Origin of the sequence: Enterococcus sp. DIV0806c (assembly GCF_051710905.1) — a bacterium.
Classification (GTDB): domain Bacteria; phylum Bacillota; class Bacilli; order Lactobacillales; family Enterococcaceae; genus Enterococcus_B; species Enterococcus_B mundtii.
Genome location: NZ_JBIOLO010000001.1, coordinates 2,970,001 through 2,991,590, shown reverse-complemented (window position 1 = coordinate 2,991,590; position 21,590 = coordinate 2,970,001). Strand labels below are relative to the sequence as shown.

The 21,590-nt window shown below is 41.4% G+C and carries 14 protein-coding genes and 2 rRNA genes (1 of these 16 running past the window's edge); 14 read left to right on the top strand and 2 right to left on the bottom strand.

Annotated elements, in window-relative coordinates; genetic code table 11:
* Nucleotides 1–46: 46 nt before the first annotated feature.
* Nucleotides 47–1,447 carry a L,D-transpeptidase family protein gene (locus tag IGK77_RS13865; protein WP_071866554.1) on the bottom strand — a complete coding sequence of 467 codons (1,401 nt, stop codon included), beginning with the start codon at nt 1,445–1,447 and terminating at the stop codon, nt 47–49.
* 297 nt (nt 1,448–1,744) lie between these two features.
* Nucleotides 1,745–2,719: an L-lactate dehydrogenase gene (locus tag IGK77_RS13860; protein ID WP_019722338.1), complete on the bottom strand. Its 975-nt coding sequence runs from the start codon at nt 2,717–2,719 to the stop codon at nt 1,745–1,747.
* Nucleotides 2,720–3,065: 346 nt separating this feature from the next.
* Between IGK77_RS13860 and pth the strand changes: the two genes are divergently transcribed.
* From pth to IGK77_RS13790, 14 genes are all read left to right on the top strand, one after another.
* A complete protein-coding gene (gene pth / locus IGK77_RS13855) occupies nt 3,066–3,626 on the top strand; it encodes an aminoacyl-tRNA hydrolase (protein WP_010734115.1) in 561 nt (186 codons plus the stop codon).
* Between the two features lie 17 nt (nt 3,627–3,643).
* Nucleotides 3,644–7,165, top strand: a complete 3,522-nt coding sequence (mfd, locus tag IGK77_RS13850) for a transcription-repair coupling factor (protein WP_074801894.1) — start codon at nt 3,644–3,646, stop codon at nt 7,163–7,165.
* Between the two features lie 15 nt (nt 7,166–7,180).
* A complete protein-coding gene (locus tag IGK77_RS13845) occupies nt 7,181–8,779 on the top strand; it encodes a putative polysaccharide biosynthesis protein (RefSeq protein WP_071866557.1) in 1,599 nt (532 codons plus the stop codon).
* A gap of 9 nt (nt 8,780–8,788) precedes the next feature.
* Nucleotides 8,789–9,064, top strand: coding sequence for an RNA-binding S4 domain-containing protein (locus tag IGK77_RS13840; RefSeq protein ID WP_019722335.1), 276 nt, complete (start codon nt 8,789–8,791; stop codon nt 9,062–9,064).
* A gap of 63 nt (nt 9,065–9,127) precedes the next feature.
* A complete protein-coding gene (locus IGK77_RS13835) occupies nt 9,128–9,553 on the top strand; it encodes an FtsB family cell division protein (protein WP_010734119.1) in 426 nt (141 codons plus the stop codon).
* Between the two features lie 46 nt (nt 9,554–9,599).
* Nucleotides 9,600–10,070, top strand: coding sequence for a S1 domain-containing RNA-binding protein (locus IGK77_RS13830; RefSeq protein ID WP_010734120.1), 471 nt, complete (start codon nt 9,600–9,602; stop codon nt 10,068–10,070).
* A gap of 78 nt (nt 10,071–10,148) precedes the next feature.
* Nucleotides 10,149–11,579: a tRNA lysidine(34) synthetase TilS gene (tilS, locus tag IGK77_RS13825; protein ID WP_074801891.1), complete on the top strand. Its 1,431-nt coding sequence runs from the start codon at nt 10,149–10,151 to the stop codon at nt 11,577–11,579.
* Complete coding sequence (gene hpt, locus IGK77_RS13820) at nt 11,579–12,124, top strand: hypoxanthine phosphoribosyltransferase (RefSeq protein WP_010734122.1); 546 nt, start codon at nt 11,579–11,581, stop codon at nt 12,122–12,124. The genes tilS and hpt overlap by 1 nt, the downstream gene beginning before the upstream one ends.
* 90 nt (nt 12,125–12,214) lie before the next feature.
* On the top strand, nt 12,215–14,311 hold the full coding sequence (gene ftsH, locus IGK77_RS13815; RefSeq protein WP_019722333.1) for an ATP-dependent zinc metalloprotease FtsH: 2,097 nt from the start codon (nt 12,215–12,217) through the stop codon (nt 14,309–14,311).
* A gap of 152 nt (nt 14,312–14,463) precedes the next feature.
* The gene (gene hslO / locus IGK77_RS13810; protein ID WP_074801888.1) at nt 14,464–15,351 is read left to right on the top strand and encodes an Hsp33 family molecular chaperone HslO; all 888 of its coding nucleotides are present in this window, start codon (nt 14,464–14,466) and stop codon (nt 15,349–15,351) included.
* A complete protein-coding gene (dusB, locus tag IGK77_RS13805; RefSeq protein ID WP_074801885.1) occupies nt 15,352–16,350 on the top strand; it encodes a tRNA dihydrouridine synthase DusB in 999 nt (332 codons plus the stop codon).
* A 115-nt stretch (nt 16,351–16,465) separates the two neighbouring features.
* Nucleotides 16,466–17,962 (top strand): lysine--tRNA ligase, encoded by a 1,497-nt coding sequence (lysS, locus tag IGK77_RS13800; RefSeq protein WP_010734126.1) that lies wholly within the window; start codon nt 16,466–16,468, stop codon nt 17,960–17,962.
* Nucleotides 17,963–18,875: 913 nt separating this feature from the next.
* Nucleotides 18,876–20,436: ribosomal RNA gene (locus IGK77_RS13795) — 16S ribosomal RNA — on the top strand.
* A gap of 230 nt (nt 20,437–20,666) precedes the next feature.
* Nucleotides 20,667–21,590 (top strand): 23S ribosomal RNA (locus IGK77_RS13790) (it continues 1,991 nt past the right edge of the window).
* Together the 16S and 23S rRNA genes form the textbook arrangement of a ribosomal RNA operon.

The window sequence follows — 21,590 nt, the reverse complement described above, 5'->3', positions numbered from 1 at the left end:
AAGAGAGCACAGTTGCGTGTCTGCAACTGTGCTCTAGTAGTTACGATTAAAAAATCAAAACAGGCGTACCTTTTTCAACCATTCCAAATAATTCTTTCATGACACCTGGTGGCGTATTGACACAACCATGAGAACCACGAGTTCGCCATAAGTCGCCGCCATATTCTGGTTGCCAATCCGAATCGTGGATACCGATACCTGTCCAATCGACTGGCATCCAATAGTTCACTGGACTTTCATATGGTGTACCATCATCGTTCGTTCCTCTTAATACAGCATTTTCTTCTTTATTCCAGACATAAAAGACACCAGGAGGAGTAGGGGTAGAAGGTTTTCCTGAAACGATATCTGTTTCAAGTGCTACTTTCCCATCTTTGTAGAACCACATATGTTGATTCTCTAAATCGACTTCGATATACGTATCCTCAATCAATGGGTGGTCGGCAGTTGTACTACCTTGAACAATGGGTGAACGTGTGAAATCTTGTCCTGCTAAAATTGCTTCTGTTAAAGCTGTTACTTCGCTATCTGTTTGGATCGTCCAACTGAACGTGCCAGCAGGAACAGTTACTTCGCCACGTTTGGTACTTTTGAATTTAGTATCATTCGTACTTGTATTGTATTTTTCGCCAAGTTCACTAACATATTGACGAACTTTTTCTGAATCAAGTGCTGGTTTTCCATCTTCATAGGTTAACCATTCAACGATGAGTGAAGAAGGGATCGTCACTGTTTCACCATTGATACTGTAAGTTCCTTTTACTTTAGCGATATTATTCATTGTCGTTAACTGCTCAGTCAACTTTTTATCTGTAGATGTGACGGCAGGTTCTTTTTGGAACTCAGTCAGATCAATCGTATCTTTTCCATCATTTACGACAGTCGTCAATTCCTTCGTAACGGCCTCGACATCGACCGTGTTCCCTTTCACTTCAGGCTTGATTTTAAATGAGTCACCAGACTTTTCAATCGTTGCATCGGCAGTAGGTGTACGATCTTTATTCAATTCAGTCAATTCCGTAGACAATGTCTCGATCGTTTGATCCAGTTGTTCCCGTTCCGCACTTAATGGATCGATTTCTTGTTTTTCGGCCGCAGCTACATAGTTCATTCCCCAAGTCCAAGCATTTTGGTTTTTCAAGATGGAAGCTAGATCAGTTGAAAAATCCTTTTTATAACCAAGATCGGACTTTGCAATCTCTTTCCAAACCGTTCCGTTTTCTTTGATTGAAATCGTCTTATTGGAATAAGCTTCTTTTAGCTTGTCATTTGCTTGGTCGATAGTCAGGTTACTTACATTGATCGAATTGACTTCCGTTTTAGGAAGAAAACGATTCGTGTAATATGTACTACGGTAGGTGTAAAAGCCGATTAATACTAGAATCACACCGAGAACAGAAAGCAAACCAATACGCATTGATTTTTTTCGATGAGAAGATCTTGTCATATCTGCAACTCCTTAATAATAATAGTTATAGGGTGTAACGACTCTATCATAGCATAATTTACAGTAAAAGACGAAATGATGTTCCTCTTTATATAAAAATTAACATACTGCATAGAAAAATAACGATAGTTAGACAATATTTTTATATGCAGAAGTGTATAAAAAAACAGGAAATCCTAGAAAATGGAAGGTCGATTTTCAGGATTTCCTGTGAAGATGAGGTTGTTTTCGAAGACATTACTTCTGGAACAACGTGTATTCTTTTTTAGTGAGAACGATAGCGTCTCAAGTAATTAATTATTCAGCATCCAATTTAGCAAAAGCTTCATCTAAGATATCTTTTAATTGTTTTGCTGAAGCGGCCATACGATCTTGTTCGCTGTCGCTTAATGGAATTTCAATGACTTTTTGGATACCTTGACGGTTGATGACAGCAGGTGCACCGATATAGATATCGTTTAGTCCATATTCACCATTCATATAAACAGATAATGGAAGAACTGCATTTTCATCGTCTAAGATCGCGCGAGTGATACGTGCTAAAGCTACAGCGATACCGTAGAATGTTGCGCCTTTTTTCTCGATGATCGTATAAGCAGCATCACGTACACCGAAGAATAAGTTAACCATTGCTTCTTCATCCACGTCTGGATTATTTTTGACCCATTCATAGATTTGTAAACCAGCAACATTGGCATGTGACCAAACTGGGAACTCAGAATCTCCATGTTCACCTAAAATATACGCATGGACGTTACGTGCATCAACGTCAACTAATTCAGCAAGTGCTTGACGGAAACGAGCAGAGTCAAGTGAAGTTCCTGAACCGATTACGCGCTCTTTAGGGAAACCTGAGAATTTCCAAGTAGAGTAAGTTAAAATATCAACTGGGTTAGCAGCAACTAAGAAAATACCATTGAAACCTGAGTCAACGATTTGTGTAACAACTTCGCGGTTGATTTTTAAGTTTTTATTTACTAGATCTAAACGTGTTTCACCTGGTTTTTGTGGTGCGCCAGCTGTGATAACGACTAAGTCTGCATCATGTGCATCTGCATAAGAAGCTGAGTAGATTTTTTTAGGTGAAGTAAATGCTAGAGCGTGTGATAAGTCGATCGCATCTCCTTCAGTTTTTGCTGTATTGATATCGATGATACCAACTTCTTGAGCGATATTTTGTGTAACTAAAGCGAAGGCATAGCTAGAACCTACAGCACCGTCTCCAACAAGTATTACTTTTTGATGATCTTTTTTTTCTGCGTTTGCAGTCATTTATATCAATCCTTCCATTGATTTGTTTTTCCCATGCCTATGCTAACATGGAAAAAGCTTGCTGTCACGCTATTTGGTTACAAAATATAACAGATAACAAGGTTGTACCATATGTAAAAGCTTACATGTGCGTTATTTCACTATTTAGCAAAACCAATGATTTCATTAGTTTTGAATTATAATTTTAATCATTTTTTCATTTATTAAGTTTCTCTTTTTAGCTGTAACAAAGGATTGTGTGTTATACTAATAGGAGCTAAAATAATAAAAAAATCGAGTCAAAGACTGGACCGCCTATGAGCAGTCCAGCCTTTTGTGCTGTTTATAAGATTGGATGAGCGCAGAAATGAAAATGATCGTAGGGCTTGGAAACCCAGGAACGAAATATGAACATACAAAGCATAACGTTGGATTTATGGTGGTGGATCGTTTGGCTGAAAAACACCAAGCGACCTTTAAGAAAAACACATTTGAAGCAGAAGTAGCTGAATTTTTCCACAAAGGTGAGAAAATTTTATTAGTCAAACCCCAAACATTTATGAATGAATCTGGCCGAGCGGTTGGTCCATTGATGACTTACTTTGGGATTTATCCAGAAGAGTTGGTAGTTGTTTATGATGACCTAGATTTAGCAATCGGTAAAATCCGTTTACGACAAAAAGGAAGTGCAGGCGGACATAATGGGATCAAGAGTATTATCTCTCATTTGGATAGTACGATCTTTGATCGAATAAAAGTTGGTATTGGTCGACCAGAAGGTAAAAAAACAGTCGTCCAACATGTTCTCAGTCCCTTTAGTAAAGAGACGCAACCCTTGATCGAACAAAGCATCGATCAATCTGTCGCTGCTGTTGAATTTCTATTGGATGGCCATTCCTTTATAGATACAATGAATCAATTTAATTAAGAAAGGAGAATGAAACGATGGATATGATCCAATTGATTGGCAAAGATGCTCAAGTGGCTGAATGGTCCATGAATCTTGAACAACGGATGTCTAGACAGTTGATTACAGGTTTAGCTGGATCTGCTAAGACGTTGTTGTTTGCACATGCGTTTAAAAAACTGGATAAAAATCTGATTATCCTGATGCCGAATTTATATTACGTCAACCAATTGGCAGAGGATCTGCAACACGTTCTGCCGGCTGAAAGTATCCACTTATTTCCAGTAGATGAAGTGCTTTCCGCAGAAATGGCTTTTTCTTCTCCTGAAGCTCGGGCGGAACGTGTAGCGACGTTGAATCGTTTGCAACAAGATGAGCCAGGAATCTATCTTCTTCCAGTGGCAGCATTGCACAAACGTCTTCCTGATAAAGAAACATGGAGCAATGCCCAATTACATTGGCAGATTGGCGACGAGATCGCCGTGGACTCATTACCGCAACAACTCGTCTTGATGGGCTATGAGCGGACAGAGATGGTCGCAAAACCTGGAGAATTTAGTATGCGAGGGAGTATTGTCGATATCTATCCGTTGACATTTGAATACCCTGTTCGTGTGGAATTATTTGATGTCGAAATTGATTCCATGAGATACTTCGAAGCTGATACGCAACGATCGATTGAAAAGATCGAAGAAGTGTGGTTACCACCAACAAGTGAACAAATTTATTCTCAAGAGAATCTACTTGACGGTATCAACAAAATAGAAAACCTCTTAGAAAAGAAATTAGCAACGACCGCAGAACCTACTGAACGACAATTTTTGCATGACTATTTCGGTCAGTTGATCTCGGAATGGCAACGTAATATCCCGACAGACCAAGCGAAGTTCTATGCGGATCTTTTGTATCCTGAACATTTATCGATTTTGGATTATTTCCCCCAAGATAGCTTGCTGATCGTGGACGATTACCAACGAATCATGGAAACGAATCGCGAAATGGAGAGAGAAGCAGCGGAATGGCATACACAAAAAATTAGTGAGTTACGCGTATTCTCTGAACAACAATTTGTGGCAGATGTACATGGGATCATCCAAAAAGAAAAATTTGCGACCACTTTTTTCTCTTTATTCCAAAAAGGAATGGGAAATCTCAGGTTCCAAGCACTTTACCAGTTCCAGTATCGCACGATGCAACAGTTCTTTGGACAAATGCCATTGCTGAAAACGGAAATGGATCGTTGGCGCAAACAAGAGCAGACAGTCGTCATCTTCATTCCAACGAAAGAACGTATCCGTAAGGCGGAACAAATGTTGCGTGACGAAGACATATTAGTGGTAGAAACAGAAGCAGACCAACTGATCAAAGGACAAGTCCAATTAGTCGAAGGCGCATTGATGACAGGTTTTGAGTTGCCGCAAGAAAAAATCGTAACGATCACGGAAAAAGAGATTTTTCAAAAGACAACAAAAAAACAGACACGTCGTCAAACGGTAACGAATGCAGAACGACTAAAAAGCTACAACGAATTAAAAGCTGGAGATTACGTTGTCCATGCGAATCATGGGATCGGGAAATATATCGGTATGGAAACCTTAGAGGTCGACGGTGTCCACCAAGATTATATGACGATCATTTATCAAAATGATGATAAGCTATTTATTCCTGTCACGCAGTTGAATTTGATCCAAAAATATGTAGCTTCGGAATCCAAAACACCACGAATCAACAAACTCGGTGGTAGTGAATGGACGAAAACGAAACGTAAGATCTCCTCAAAAATCGAAGATATTGCGGATGACTTGATCCAATTGTATGCGGTCAGAGAAGCAGAAAAAGGATACGCATTTGGTCCGGATGACTCTTATCAAAAAGAATTTGAGAATGCTTTTCCATATTCGGAAACAGATGACCAACTCCGAAGTGCGGCGGAAATCAAACGAGATATGGAAAAAGAAAAACCAATGGATCGTTTACTTGTGGGGGACGTCGGCTATGGGAAAACCGAAGTTGCGCTACGTGCCGCTTTTAAAGCAGTCAAAGAAAGTAAACAAGTGGCATTTCTTGTGCCGACAACAATCTTGGCGCAACAACATTACGAAACGATGTTGGAACGTTTTGAGGGATTCCCAGTGAATGTTGGTTTGCTGAGTCGTTTCCGAACAAAGAAACAACAAAAAGAAACGATCGAAGAATTACGCACAGGACAACTAGATATTGTTGTGGGTACTCATCGTGTATTGTCAAAAGATATTGAATTTAGTGATTTAGGACTATTGATCGTTGATGAAGAACAACGTTTCGGTGTAAAACACAAAGAACGTTTGAAACAATTGCGTGCGCAAGTGGATGTGCTGACTTTGACAGCGACACCTATTCCGCGAACGCTGCATATGTCGATGCTAGGCGTACGGGATCTATCGGTGATTGAAACGCCACCGGCGAATCGGTATCCGATCCAAACATATGTGATGGAGAAAAATCCCGGGGCGATTCGTGAAGCGATCCAACGGGAAATGGGACGAGGCGGACAAGTTTTCTACTTATATAATCGTGTAGAAACGATTGAACGTAAAGTAGAAGAAATCCAAGCATTAGTTCCCGAAGCGAGAATCGCCTATGCGCATGGACAGATGACGGAAGTCCAACTAGAAAACACATTATTCGACTTTATCGAGGGACAGTATGATGTCTTAGTGACGACGACGATCATCGAAACTGGTGTGGATATTCCAAATGCAAACACACTCTTCGTAGAAAATGCCGATTATATGGGACTCTCTACGCTTTACCAATTACGAGGACGTGTTGGACGAAGCAATCGTGTCGCTTATGCTTATTTTATGTACGAACAGCAAAAAATCCTTAATGAAGTCAGCGAAAAGCGTCTTCAAGCAATCAAAGACTTTACGGAATTGGGTTCAGGATTTAAAATCGCGATGCGAGATTTATCGATCCGTGGTGCTGGTAACTTGCTAGGGGCGCAACAACATGGATTTATCGATGCTGTTGGTTTTGATATGTACTCTCAAATGTTGAGTGAGGCAGTCGCTCGTAAACAAGGTAAAAATCAGCAAACAGAAAAAACTTCTGTGGAGATCGATCTAGGCGTCGATGCCTATCTACCAGAAAGTTATGTGTCAGATCAACGCCAAAAAATCGAAATCTATAAACGGATTCGCGAATTGGATTCACAAGAGATGTTGGAAGAATTAGAAGCAGATCTACTGGATCGTTTTGGTGAATATCCTGAAGAAGTCGCGCATTTGTTGACGATTGGACAAATCAAAATGGATGGCGATCGTGCATTGCTAGAGATGATTCGTAAGCAACAACAAACCATCGTGTTCAAGTTGAGCAAAGTGGGAACAAAACGCTACACGGTTGAACAATTATTTGAAGCGCTGACTGCCACAAAATTAAAAGCAGGACTTGGTGTGGAAAAAGAACAAATGATGATTCGTTTGACCTTGCCACCTCAAACAACGACTGCTGTTTGGTTGCAAGAAATCCAACAATTTGTCAAAGCATTGCGCGAACAGAAATATGCGACTGCATAGGAAGGGGCTGAACCTTTGGATCATAAAGAAATGCGTCAAGTGATGCATGGTGCCTTTGTGTTGACGCTTGCCTCCTTTATAGCAAAAGTCCTCAGCGCACTCTATCGGATTCCATTGCAAAACTTAGTGGGCGATGAAGGTTTTTATGTTTATCAACAAGTTTATCCTATTTATGGTATTGCGATGACACTCGCTTTGTCGGGGCTACCCCAGTTTATCTCTAAATATGTAGCAGAAAAAAAAGACCCTTTCGAACAAAGACAAGCATTGAAAAATCTTTATCCCCTTGTTTTTTGGTCAGGCTTTTTACTCTGGCTCTTCGTATTTTCATTTAGTCACTGGATCGCTCTAATGATGGGTGATCAACAACTGATGCCGTTGATTCGGATCGTCTCCTTCACGTTTTTGTTGATGCCAGGACTATCTTATTATCGTGGGAATTTTCAAGGACGATTTTTAATGGAACCCACAGCGGTTTCGCAAGTCGTGGAACAAATTGTTCGTGTAGCAATCATTGTTTTTAGCGCGATTGCCTTTAAGCGATTAGGCTGGACAGTCTATCAAACAGGCACAGCGGCAATGAGTGGCGCAGTATTTGGTGGCGTATGTGCATATGGTGTACTGTACTATTATGAACAAAAAATCCATGGTGGTGCATTGAGCTTCCGCCACTTTCCGATTTTAAGAAGGCCAGCGAAATCACTCGTGCGCCGTTTCTTGATTGAAGGGGGATTAGTCTCCATTTATAGTGGTCTATTGATCTTCTTCCAATTGATTGATTCTTTTTTTGTTAAGAATGCGTTACAAATCTATGGTTTATCCGAGCAAGCATCTAAAATAGCTAAAGGAGTATATGATCGTGGGCAACCGTTAGTTCAATTAGGATTAGTTATTGCTACAGCTTTAAGTGCTACGTTCTTACCCGCGTTGACACGCTACCTAACGAGTGCAGTCAAAGGACAATTTTATTCCACAGCAAAAATTTACTTGCGTCTGACGACTGCATTGGCGTTGGCAGCTTCAGTAGGATTAGCTGTATTGTTGCCTTATATCAATTACGCATTGTTTAAAGATTATGCTGGGAATATGACACTAGTTCTGTTTGTTTTTTCCATTGGACTAACTGCAATTATTCAAGCGTACCAAAGCATTGCTCAAAGTAAAAACTCTTTTCGCCCCTCATTAAAGGGTGCTGGTTGGGGCTTGCTTGCTAAAGCTTTAGCTACCCCCCTTCTCACGAGTTATTTAGGAACAGTCGGTGCTAGTTTATCGACATTACTTGGACTATCAGTGACTTTATGGTATTTTGTCCGTACTGAAACTCCAGCAATCAATAGTTTTTGGCACGAACGAAAATTTGGTAAGAAATTAATCCAATGTTTAGGTTGTATGGTCTTAGCGTTGTTTGTGTATTATGGCTTCTTAAACTTATTGTTTGGTCCAGTGAGCCATCGCTCGACTGCTCTTTTTGCCAGCCTAGGCGGTGTCATTATAGGCGTAGTCACATTTGTATATGCAGTGATCTGGACAAAATTATTTACGATCCGTGAATGGCTGTTACTGCCATTTGGTAAGAAAATCTTACGTTTGAAAAAAATAAAAAAAGAAAAGTGAGGACATGAGATGCGATTAGATAAATTTTTAAAAATCTCGCGAATCATCAAGCGCCGATCTGTCGCTAAAGAAGTGGCGGATAAAGGACGAATCAAAATCAATGGCAAACTCGCGAAATCTTCCAGTGATGTCAAGGTTGGAGACCAATTGGACATCCAATTTGGCAACAAGACGATGGAAATCAAGGTAGCAGAGTTGCATGAGTCAACAAAAAAAGAAGATGCACAAAAAATGTATGAAGTCTTGTCAGAAACACGAGTACAAAACACAAGCGAAATAGATTAGACAAGCATTCAGGATGTTGGTATAATAAAGAATGACAATCAAAAAAGATTGGAGCGAATACAGGTGGCAAACAAAAGCAATAAAATCGCTGCACTAGACACAGAGTATGCAAAGAAAAAATATGTCGAATTTCAACAACAACAACGCCAATTGATTTTTCGTAGACGCAGGTTAGCAGCCATCTTTTTAGGTGCTTTGGTCATTTTCGCTGTAATAGGTTTCCAAATTTTTAATGATATGCAACGAATGAATCATTTAAATGAATTAAAAGTCGAAGCAGATACAGAGTTACAACAAATCAATAAAGATGTAGACCAACTCACAGAAGACGTGAAATTGCTTAAAGATGAAGATTATGTAGCAAAACTTGCTAGAAGCAAATTTTTCTATTCAAAAGAAGGGGAGCAAGTCTACCCGATACTTGAATCTACGACAGATAATTCAGCAGACACCGATGAACAAACAACGAGTTCAACAACTGCCCAATAAGCAGTAATATAAAAAAAGGGAAATAATTAGGAGGAACATTTTTTTTATGTCAATCGAGGTAGGAGCAAAACTGCAAGGAAAAGTTTCAGGAATCACAAATTTTGGCGCGTTTATTGATTTAGGAGCTGGCAAAACAGGGTTAGTTCATATCAGTGAAGTATCAAACGGTTATATCAAGGATATTCATGATGTATTGAGCGTTGGTGATGAGGTAACAGTCAAAGTCATTACAGTCAATGATGATGGGAAAATCGGTTTATCTATCCGCAAAGCACAAGAGCAACCAGTAGAAACTAATGATGAAAATCGTCAAAAGAGATATCCACAAAAAGAAACTCGAGATAATCGAGGACGCGCACCGCAGAAAAAATCTTTTTCTCGCAGCCAACCTTCCAATACAAAAGAAGACTTCGATTCATTGATGAGCTCATTTTTAAAAGATAGCGATGATCGATTGACTTCCTTAAAACGCAACACAGAAGGAAAACGCGGAGGCCGTGGCGGTCGCCGTAGCTAAGCTAAGCGAAATTGAAGGGCAGGCAATTGTCACAGACTTTTGTCCGCTCTTTTTATTTTGTAAAAGGATGTGACACCAATGGATAGAAGAGCAAGTCATTTTAAACAAGCATTTATAAAAAGAGGCTTACGCCGTGGCTATCTGTCTGAACATGCGAAAATACTAGTTGCTGTTTCCGGTGGTGTAGACTCGATGGTTTTACTCGATTGCTTAATGACCGCCCAAAAACAAATTGGCTTTCGGTTAGGGGTTGTCCATATCGATCATCGCTTACGGAGCGTTTCTGCGGATGAAGCAGCCTATCTTGCTGACTTTTGCGATAAAAACAATCTTACTTTCCACTTGAAAGTATGGGAGAATCCAGCGGAACAAGGAATTGAAACGGCTGCTCGAGCTTTTCGGTATGAGAAATTTGATGAGATCGTACGACATGATCATTATGATACATTGATGACAGCGCATCATGGGGATGATCAAATGGAAACGATTTTGATGAAAATCATTCGTGGTGGGCAGCTAGGTACCTATGCGGGAATCAAGGAAACGCAACCTTTTGCTGGTGGGCGACTGATTCGACCGTTGTTGTCATTTAGTAAAGAACAATTGTATGCGTATGCGGAAGCAGAAGATTTACCTTTTTTTGAGGACCATACCAATCAGGAACTAACTGTCCAACGTAATCGACTTCGTCATTTAGTCGTACCACAATTGAAAAAAGAAAATACCCAAGCGATGGCTCATTTCCAAAAATTCTCACAACAAATCCAATGGGCAGAACAATTCATCCGAAAAAATACTCATCAGATGATCACGGAACATCTTACGTATGGAGAAGAGCGCTTATCTATTCCGTGGAAGGTGATCGAAAGTTTGGAATCTTTTGAACGTTACTTCTTCTTTTACACGTTCTTTGATTACGTTTTTCCAGTTACGAAAGTGACGATCAAAGAAAAACAGATTGACACGTTGTTACAACAATGTGAACAAGCCGCAGGACAATGGCAGATTGATCTGGGCAAACGCTGGGTGATTGAACGTTCCTATGAAGTACTTTATCTTTATGAAAGAAAAAAGGAACGATCAACCAACCACCAAAATACTCCGTTAAAAATCATACCGAATCAAGCCATTCAGTTAGGAGAGTCGGAATGGTTAGGGATCTACACACCCGACCAACTTCCAGATTGGAAATTGGATGAAACAGGTGAAATCTTCACTCATGATCTCTGGTTATCCGCCGAACAATCGCTTTGGGTCGATCGGCGAAAACCGGGAGATCGTATCCAATTGACGGAGACGTTGAACAAAAGAGTGTCAAGATATTTTATCGATAAAAAAATATCTGTTGCACAACGAAAAAATTCATGGGTTATTATAGATGAAGGGAGAAATCTATGGAGTCTAGTCCCTTTTGTCCATTCTTATTTGAGTATTGGTGTAGAAACTGATAAAATACACTACATACTTCTTTACAAATATCAAAAAGAAGCAATTGGAAGGAGAACCTGATGTTAGAAAAAGATATCGAGAGAGTATTGATCACGCAAGAAGAGATACAAGTTCGTTGTAAAGAACTAGGAAAAGAGTTAACTGAAAATTATCAAGATAAAAATCCGTTGGTTGTTGGTGTATTGAAAGGTGCTGTCCCATTCATGGCAGACATTATCCGTTCGATCGATGCTTACCTAGAATTGGATTTTATGGATGTTTCAAGTTACGGTAACGCAACTGTTTCATCAGGTGAAGTAAAAATCGTAAAAGACTTGGATACGAATGTGGAAGGCCGTGATTTATTGATCGTCGAAGACATCATTGATAGCGGAAGAACACTTGCTTATTTAGTCGATCTATTCAAATACCGTAAAGCAAACTCAGTCAAAATCGTGACACTCCTTGATAAGCCCGAAGGCAGAGTCGTAGATATCGAAGCGGATTACATTGGTTTCAATGTGCCAAACGAGTTTGTGGTAGGTTATGGATTAGATTATGCAGAAGCCTATCGAAATCTTCCATACATCGGTGTACTAAAACCGAGCGTTTATCAATCAAATTAATCATCTATCTCTTATAAATTATGTTACAATAGTATGGTCAGGATTGATAAAAGATTTATCAAGTAAAAATAACGCATAGGGAGGACAACTATGAACAAAAAAAACAATGGCATGATGAAAAATGCCTTGTATTATGTCCTCGTAATCTTAGCGATGGTAATGGTCGTCTACTTTATTTTTGGTAACAATGGCCAACGGTCGTCAGATATCGAGTACTCAAAATTCACTGAACAATTACAAGAAGGCAAAATCAAAAACTTTGAGGTGCAACCTGCTAATGGTGTGTATAAGATCTCAGGTGAATACAAAGAACAACAGACAGTTGCAAATAGTGGCGGTCTATCGATTCTAGGTACTACCGAGACATCAACTACGCACTTCACTACGATTATTTTGCCAAACGATACAACATTGAGCCAAGTCACAGAGTTGGCAAAAGACAACAACGTAGCAACTACGATCAGAGAAGAATCAAGTAGCGGCGTATGGGTATCACTCCTATTAAGCTTCTTGCCAATCGTGATCATCGTCTTCTTCTTCTATATGATGATGGGACAACAAGGAGGCGGCGGAGGCGGCGGAGGCCGTGTGATGAACTTTGGGAAATCCAAAGCAAAAGAAGCCGACAAAAAAGCAAATCGCGTTCGTTTCTCTGATGTAGCGGGTGCGGAAGAAGAAAAACAAGAACTTGTCGAAGTCGTTGAGTTCCTAAAAGATCCAAGACGCTTCATTGAATTAGGCGCACGTATCCCAGCCGGAGTTCTCCTAGAAGGACCTCCAGGAACAGGTAAAACGTTGCTTGCCAAAGCAGTTGCTGGTGAAGCTGGCGTACCATTCTACTCTATTTCGGGTTCAGACTTTGTTGAAATGTTTGTTGGGGTCGGTGCAAGCCGAGTTCGTGACTTATTTGAAACTGCGAAAAAGAATGCTCCAGCAATCATCTTTATTGATGAAATCGATGCTGTCGGTCGTCAACGTGGCGCTGGTATGGGTGGTGGACACGATGAACGTGAACAAACACTGAACCAATTGCTTGTTGAAATGGATGGATTTGATGGCAACGAAGGCGTGATCGTGATTGCAGCGACAAACCGTTCAGACGTATTAGATCCAGCCTTACTTCGTCCAGGACGTTTTGACCGTCAAATTTTAGTTGGTCGTCCAGATGTCAAAGGCCGTGAAGCGATTTTACGAGTTCACGCAAGAAACAAACCAATTGCTGACGATGTTGATTTAAAAGTCGTGGCACAACAAACACCAGGTTTTGCTGGTGCGGATTTAGAAAATGTCTTAAACGAAGCAGCGTTAGTAGCTGCTCGTCGAAACAAGAAAAAAATCGATGCTTCTGATATCGATGAAGCAGAAGACCGCGTGATTGCTGGACCAGCGAAGAAAGACCGTGTCATCAGCAAACGCGAACGCGAAATGGTCGCTTACCATGAAGCAGGTCATACGATCGTTGGGCTTGTCTTGAGTCGTGCCCGTGTCGTTCACAAAGTAACGATCATCCCACGTGGACGTGCTGGTGGATATATGATCGCTTTACCAAAAGAAGATCAATTCTTAATGACAAAAGAAGATATGTTTGAACAAATCGTTGGATTACTAGGTGGACGTACCGCAGAAGAAATCATCTTCAACGTTCAATCTACTGGTGCATCAAATGACTTTGAACAAGCAACAGCACTAGCAAGAAGTATGGTTACAGAGTATGGGATGAGTGATCGCTTAGGTCCTGTCCAATATGAAGGAAACCACCAAGTATTCGTAGGCCGTGACTATGGTCAAACGAAAGCATACTCAGAACAAGTTGCTTTTGAAATCGACCAAGAAGTACGCAAGATCTTGATGGAAGCACATCAAAAAGCACATGAAATCATCGAAGCACACCGTGCGCAACACAAACTGATCGCAGAAAAACTGCTTGAATTTGAAACATTGGATGCCAAAGCAATCAAATCTCTCTTTGAAAAAGGTGTAATGCCTGAAGGAGCAGAATCGGCAGACTTCCCTAGTGAAAAAGAAGCGCAAACGTTTGAAGAAGCAAAACGTGCACTAGAAGAAAAAGATGCGGAAAAACAAGCAGAAGAAAAACATGAGTTTGATGAAGCGAAAAAAGAGTTGAATGATGACAATCAATCGACTTCAACGGATGAACAAAATCATTCAGATGATCAAAATAGATAAAGAAAGCAGCTGTGACGAAAGTCGCAGCTCTTTTTTTGTGTCTGACAATTAAAAAAGAAACGTAGAATTTACAAATTCAAAAGTTGAAAAATTTGGAAGTTACTAGTATGATTCACTATGAGTTTTAAAATCGGGAAATGAGGTACATACAAATGGAAGATTATTTAGTGAAGGCATTAGCCAATGACGGGTTTGTTCGAGCATATGCTGTTCGTGCAACCAATACTGTTGCAGAAGCGCAGCAACGCCATGATACTTGGCATACATCATCAGCAGCATTAGGCCGTGCATTAGTTGGCAGTCTGCTGCTAGGTGCGACAGTTAAAGGGGAAGATAAATTAACAGTACGCATCCAAGGCGATGGCCCTGCAGGTGGGATCGTTGTTGATGCGAATGGTAAAGGTAATGTCAAAGGGTACATCAAAAATCCACACCTGAGTTTACCGCTGAACGCAGAAGGAAAAATCGATGTACGTGGAGCAGTAGGGACACAAGGGATGTTCAGTGTGACAAAAGATCTAGGGTTAAAAGAACCTTTTTCAGGACAAACACCGATTGTATCTGGTGAACTAGCTGAAGATTTCACGTACTATTTAGCGATTTCAGAACAAATCCCTTCAGCTGTAGGGCTAAGCGTCTTAGTCAATACGGATGATACCATCAAAACAGCGGGTGGTTTTATGATCCAGATCATGCCAGGGGCAGACGAAGAAACGATTGCGAAAATCGAAGAGCAACTGAAAACAACACCACGTATTTCTACACTCTTAGATGAAGGGTTGACACCTGAAGAAATCTTGCAAGGATTGTTAGGAACAGACGAATTGCAAGTACTAGAAAAAATGCCTGTGCAGTTTAAATGTGATTGTTCGAAAGAAAAGTTTGGCGAAGCAATCATTGCTTTAGGCGCAGCAGAAATCCAAGCAATGATCGATGAAGACCATGGCGCAGAAGCAGTTTGCTCATTTTGCAATAGTAAGTATACCTACACAGAAGATGACCTAGCAGCATTGAAGACAGAAGCCTTGGGAGGATTATAAGTGGATCACACATGGAAAATCGGGAACGTTGAAATACCGAATCGCGTTGTTGTAGCACCAATGGCAGGGATCACGAACGCCGCATTTCGTGTAACCGTCAAAGAATTTGGTGCAGGAATGGTCGTTTGCGAGATGATCAGTGACCAAGGTATTCATTTCCGCAACAAAAAAACATTGGAAATGCTGCATATCGACGAAACGGAGCATCCATTAAGCTTGCAAATATTTGGTGGGAACAAAGACACACTAGTAGAAGCAGCACAGTTTGTTGAGAAACATACTACAGCAGATATCATTGATATCAATATGGGATGCCCAGTCAATAAAATCATCAAAGCTGAAGCAGGTGCAAAATGGTTATTAGATCCTGATAAAGTCTATGAAATGGTTCATGCAGTTGCATCGGCAGTTGATGTGCCAGTTACTGTGAAAATGCGTATTGGTTGGGACGAAGAACATGTTTTTGCTGTCGAAAACGCATTAGCAGCTCAAGCAGCTGGAGCCGGTGCAGTAGCCATGCACGGACGAACACGTGTGCAAATGTATGAAGGAAAAGCCAATTGGGAAGTGTTAAAGGAAGTCAAAAAACATCTAACGATCCCTTTTATGGGGAACGGGGACGTCAAAACGCCAGAAGATGCAAAACGCATGTTGGAATACGTGGGTGCCGATGGCGTCATGATCGGCCGCGCTGCTTTAGGGAATCCTTGGATAATCCATCGGACACAACATTATTTAGAAACTGGAGAGCTGATTCCGGAACCAACCGCACGCGAAAAAATCGCTACTGCAAAATTACATCTAGAACGTTTAGTTGATTTAAAAGGAGAAACCATCGCCTGTCGTGAGTTTCGGACACACGCTTCCTACTATCTAAAAGGTATCTCACGTGCAGCCAAGATCAAATTAGCAATCAATAAGACTGAGAAACAGCATGAAATCAATGAACTGCTTGACCAATTGGTTGAAAAAAATGAAAAATTATCACTTCAATCTTAGGAAGTTATTCTAAGTTTTTTGCGAAATTCAAGCCGAAACACTAAGTTCGGCTTGCTTTTTTTGCGTTTCATTGGCATTATAAGGAAGAGAATAAGATGAGAATGGAGGAACTTTTGTGACTGAGGAACAACAAAATCAATTAGAAGATTTAAACGATCAAATGATTGTTCGTCGTGAAAAAATGGAGCAATTGAGAGAAAATGGGATCGATCCATTTGGTAAGCGATTTGAGCGTACACATAATTCCCAAGAATTGCACGAATTATTTGATCCACGTACAAAAGAAGAATTGGCGGAGATGGCATTGACAGCGAGTGTTGCTGGCCGTATGATGACACGCCGTGGAAAAGGAAAAGCTGGATTTGCCCATCTGCAAGACAGAGAAGGCCAAATCCAAATCTACGTACGCAAAGACCGAGTAGGTGAAGAAGCTTATGAAGTATTCAAACATGCTGACTTAGGAGATTTCTTTGGTGTAACTGGAGAAATCATGAAAACTGATACAGGTGAGGTATCGATCAAAGCCTCTGAAATCGTCATCTTATCAAAAGCACTTCGTCCATTACCAGATAAATATCATGGATTAACGAATATCGAACAACGATACAGACAGCGTTACCTTGATTTAGTAAGTAATAGAGATAGTTTTGACCGCTTCATGAAACGCAGTCAAATCATTAGTGAGATCCGTCGCTATTTAGATGGGAACGGCTATATCGAAGTTGAAACACCAGTCTTGCATAATGAAGCCGGTGGGGCAGCAGCACGTCCGTTTATCACACATCACAATGCGTTAGATATGGATCTATATCTACGTATCGCGTTAGAACTTCATTTGAAACGTTTGATCGTTGGTGGTATGGAAAAAGTTTATGAGATCGGCCGTGTATTCCGTAACGAAGGAATCGATACGACCCACAACCCTGAGTTCACGATGCTTGAAGCATACACTGCATACACTGATTTCCAAGATGTGATGAACTTGACAGAAGGTATCATCCGTAATGCAGCTGAAAAAGTATTAGGAACAGCTAAAATCACTTATGCAGGACAAGCAGTAGACTTAGAAAGTGATTTCAAACGTGTACACATGGTTGACGCAATCAAAGAGCACACTGGTGTTGATTTCTGGAAAGAAATGACCTTAGAAGAAGCACTAGCAATTGCAAAAGAACACCAAGTTGAAGTGACAGAAGCGATGGGTGTTGGTCACGTCATCAATGAATTCTTTGAAGCATTCGTGGAAGAAACATTAGTACAACCAACATTTGTCTATGGACATCCAGTAGAAGTTTCTCCATTGGCGAAGAAAAATCCTGAAGACCCACGTTTTACTGACCGTTTCGAATTGTTCATCACAGGTAAAGAATTTGCGAATGCCTTTACTGAGCTGAATGATCCAATCGATCAAAGAGAACGTTTTGAAGCGCAAGAAAAAGAACGCGAGCTTGGAAACGATGAAGCACATGGTTTAGACGAAGACTTCTTAGAAGCATTAGAATATGGTATGCCACCAACTGGCGGACTAGGTATCGGAATCGACCGTCTAGTCATGCTATTGACCGATGCTCAATCGATCCGTGACGTATTACTATTCCCAACCATGCGTTAAATCTGAGACATAAATAGAAACAACCAGTTCAGGGAACCAAACCGACAATAGCCAGAAATGTTTTTTATTTCTAGCTGCTGTCGGTTTATTTTTTAGAGAAAAAATGAGATAACTTTGCTTGAAATCTTGTTCTATATTTAAGACTTTATTGAAACTAATTTTTAAGTAAATGCGTATCAATGAACCATTTCAGAGAAAGTTATGGAAAGGGATAAGATAGATATAAAAAAAGAAAACGGAACCATTAGAAATGAGTCTACTTTATAGAAGTTTCAGCGTAATTGCAATGGCGAATGATTTATGTAGATAAAGGTTTTCAACATCTTTATGCCATGCGAAACGCGAACGTTTAAATCGTTTTTTAGTATATTAATCGTATAACTAAAAAACTTGAAAAAACACAAAAAAATTCGTTGACCAATAAGATTTTAGTTGGTATATTATTATTTGTTCAAAAGTTAAGTTTCATAACTTCTGAATGATCATAAAAAAGTTCTTGACGTGTGGGACAACACATGATAAGATAACCAAGTCACTTGTGAACGACAACAGATAAACGTTGATTTCGCAAAGAAAAAAACAAAATTAACTGTTGACAAATAACAAACGATAAGTTATGATAAGTGAGTTGCTAAAACGACCTCATGAAAAAAGAGTTCAAAAAAACTTTTAAAAAATAGTTGACAATCATTCGAGAGTTTGCTAAGATATGAAAGTTGCTACGGCAATCACAAACGATAAGTTGAGACAGTTGTGTTTCATTTATCACGTAGACCTTTGAAAACTGAACAAAGTAAGACAAACCAAATGTGTAGGGCGTCTTGATTCAATTCAAGACAACAAACATTTTTAACAAGCAAGCAATATGCTAGCAAACAATTGAGCTTAACAATCGAAAGATTGTTCTAACTTTTATTATGAGAGTTTGATCCTGGCTCAGGACGAACGCTGGCGGCGTGCCTAATACATGCAAGTCGAACGCTTCTTTTCCCACCGGAGCTTGCTCCACCGGGAAAAGAGGAGTGGCGAACGGGTGAGTAACACGTGGGTAACCTGCCCATCAGAAGGGGATAACACTTGGAAACAGGTGCTAATACCGTATAACAATCGAAACCGCATGGTTTCGTTTTGAAAGGCGCTTTACGGTGCCGCTGATGGATGGACCCGCGGTGCATTAGCTAGTTGGTGAGGTAACGGCTCACCAAGGCCACGATGCATAGCCGACCTGAGAGGGTGATCGGCCACATTGGGACTGAGACACGGCCCAAACTCCTACGGGAGGCAGCAGTAGGGAATCTTCGGCAATGGACGAAAGTCTGACCGAGCAACGCCGCGTGAGTGAAGAAGGTTTTCGGATCGTAAAACTCTGTTGTTAGAGAAGAACAAGGGTGAGAGTAACTGTTCACCCCTTGACGGTATCTAACCAGAAAGCCACGGCTAACTACGTGCCAGCAGCCGCGGTAATACGTAGGTGGCAAGCGTTGTCCGGATTTATTGGGCGTAAAGCGAGCGCAGGCGGTTTCTTAAGTCTGATGTGAAAGCCCCCGGCTCAACCGGGGAGGGTCATTGGAAACTGGGAGACTTGAGTGCAGAAGAGGAGAGTGGAATTCCATGTGTAGCGGTGAAATGCGTAGATATATGGAGGAACACCAGTGGCGAAGGCGGCTCTCTGGTCTGTAACTGACGCTGAGGCTCGAAAGCGTGGGGAGCAAACAGGATTAGATACCCTGGTAGTCCACGCCGTAAACGATGAGTGCTAAGTGTTGGAGGGTTTCCGCCCTTCAGTGCTGCAGCTAACGCATTAAGCACTCCGCCTGGGGAGTACGACCGCAAGGTTGAAACTCAAAGGAATTGACGGGGGCCCGCACAAGCGGTGGAGCATGTGGTTTAATTCGAAGCAACGCGAAGAACCTTACCAGGTCTTGACATCCTTTGACCACTCTAGAGATAGAGCTTCCCCTTCGGGGGCAAAGTGACAGGTGGTGCATGGTTGTCGTCAGCTCGTGTCGTGAGATGTTGGGTTAAGTCCCGCAACGAGCGCAACCCTTATTGTTAGTTGCCATCATTTAGTTGGGCACTCTAGCAAGACTGCCGGTGACAAACCGGAGGAAGGTGGGGATGACGTCAAATCATCATGCCCCTTATGACCTGGGCTACACACGTGCTACAATGGGAAGTACAACGAGTCGCGAAGTCGCGAGGCTAAGCTAATCTCTTAAAGCTTCTCTCAGTTCGGATTGTAGGCTGCAACTCGCCTACATGAAGCCGGAATCGCTAGTAATCGCGGATCAGCACGCCGCGGTGAATACGTTCCCGGGCCTTGTACACACCGCCCGTCACACCACGAGAGTTTGTAACACCCGAAGTCGGTGAGGTAACCTTTTTGGAGCCAGCCGCCTAAGGTGGGATAGATGATTGGGGTGAAGTCGTAACAAGGTAGCCGTATCGGAAGGTGCGGCTGGATCACCTCCTTTCTAAGGAATATTACGGAGACTACACACGTTTGTCGATACTTTGTTCAGTTTTGAGAGGTCTACTCTCAAAATTTTGTTCATTGAAAACTGGATATTGAAGTAAAAATGTAAGTAATACAAACCGAGAACACCGCGTTGAATGAGTTTTTTAATAAGTTCAATTGCTTATTTTTCTTGATTGGACTTCTATCGCTAGAAGAAAGATCAAAACCCAACCGCAAGGTTGATAAGGTTAAGTGAATAAGGGCGCACGGTGGATGCCTTGGCACTAGGAGCCGATGAAGGACGGGACTAACACCGATATGCTTTGGGGAGCTGTACGTAAGCTATGATCCAGAGATTTCCGAATGGGGAAACCCAGCATCTTTTATAGGATGTTACGTATACGTGAATACATAGCGTATACGAGGTAGACGCAGAGAACTGAAACATCTAAGTACCTGCAGGAAGAGAAAGAAAATTCGATTCCCTGAGTAGCGGCGAGCGAAACGGGAAAAGCCCAAACCAATGAGCTTGCTCATTGGGGTTGTAGGACTCCGATATGGTAGTTCTTTCAGATAGTCGAATGACTTGGAAAAGTCAGTCAGAGAGGGTGAAAGCCCCGTAGATGAAATTTGGAAGGCACCTAGGAGGATCCTGAGTACGGCGGAACACGAGGAATTCCGTCGGAATCCGGGAGGACCATCTCCCAAGGCTAAATACTCCCTAGTGACCGATAGTGAACCAGTACCGTGAGGGAAAGGTGAAAAGCACCCCGGAAGGGGAGTGAAATAGAACCTGAAACCGTGTGCCTACAACAAGTCAAAGCCCGTTAATGGGTGATGGCGTGCCTTTTGTAGAATGAACCGGCGAGTTACGATTGCATGCGAGGTTAAGTTGAAGAGACGGAGCCGCAGCGAAAGCGAGTCTGAATAGGGCGTTTGAGTATGTAGTCGTAGACCCGAAACCATGTGATCTACCCATGTCCAGGTTGAAGGTGCGGTAAAACGCACTGGAGGACCGAACCCACGTACGTTGAAAAGTGCGGGGATGAGGTGTGGGTAGCGGAGAAATTCCAAACGAACTTGGAGATAGCTGGTTCTCTCCGAAATAGCTTTAGGGCTAGCCTCGGAATTGAGAATGATGGAGGTAGAGCACTGTTTGGACTAGGGGCC

What these genes read in the sequence shown, in the direction of transcription:
- IGK77_RS13865 (WP_071866554.1), bottom strand. Translation starts at nt 1,447, where the DNA reads ATGACAAGATCTTCTCATCGAAAAAAATCAATGCGTATTGGTTTGCTT.
- IGK77_RS13860 (WP_019722338.1), bottom strand. Translation starts at nt 2,719, where the DNA reads ATGACTGCAAACGCAGAAAAAAAAGATCATCAAAAAGTAATACTTGTT.
- pth (WP_010734115.1), top strand. Translation starts at nt 3,066, where the DNA reads ATGAAAATGATCGTAGGGCTTGGAAACCCAGGAACGAAATATGAACAT.
- mfd (WP_074801894.1), top strand. Translation starts at nt 3,644, where the DNA reads ATGGATATGATCCAATTGATTGGCAAAGATGCTCAAGTGGCTGAATGG.
- IGK77_RS13840 (WP_019722335.1), top strand. Translation starts at nt 8,789, where the DNA reads ATGCGATTAGATAAATTTTTAAAAATCTCGCGAATCATCAAGCGCCGA.
- IGK77_RS13830 (WP_010734120.1), top strand. Translation starts at nt 9,600, where the DNA reads ATGTCAATCGAGGTAGGAGCAAAACTGCAAGGAAAAGTTTCAGGAATC.
- tilS (WP_074801891.1), top strand. Translation starts at nt 10,149, where the DNA reads ATGGATAGAAGAGCAAGTCATTTTAAACAAGCATTTATAAAAAGAGGC.
- hpt (WP_010734122.1), top strand. Translation starts at nt 11,579, where the DNA reads ATGTTAGAAAAAGATATCGAGAGAGTATTGATCACGCAAGAAGAGATA.
- ftsH (WP_019722333.1), top strand. Translation starts at nt 12,215, where the DNA reads ATGAACAAAAAAAACAATGGCATGATGAAAAATGCCTTGTATTATGTC.
- hslO (WP_074801888.1), top strand. Translation starts at nt 14,464, where the DNA reads ATGGAAGATTATTTAGTGAAGGCATTAGCCAATGACGGGTTTGTTCGA.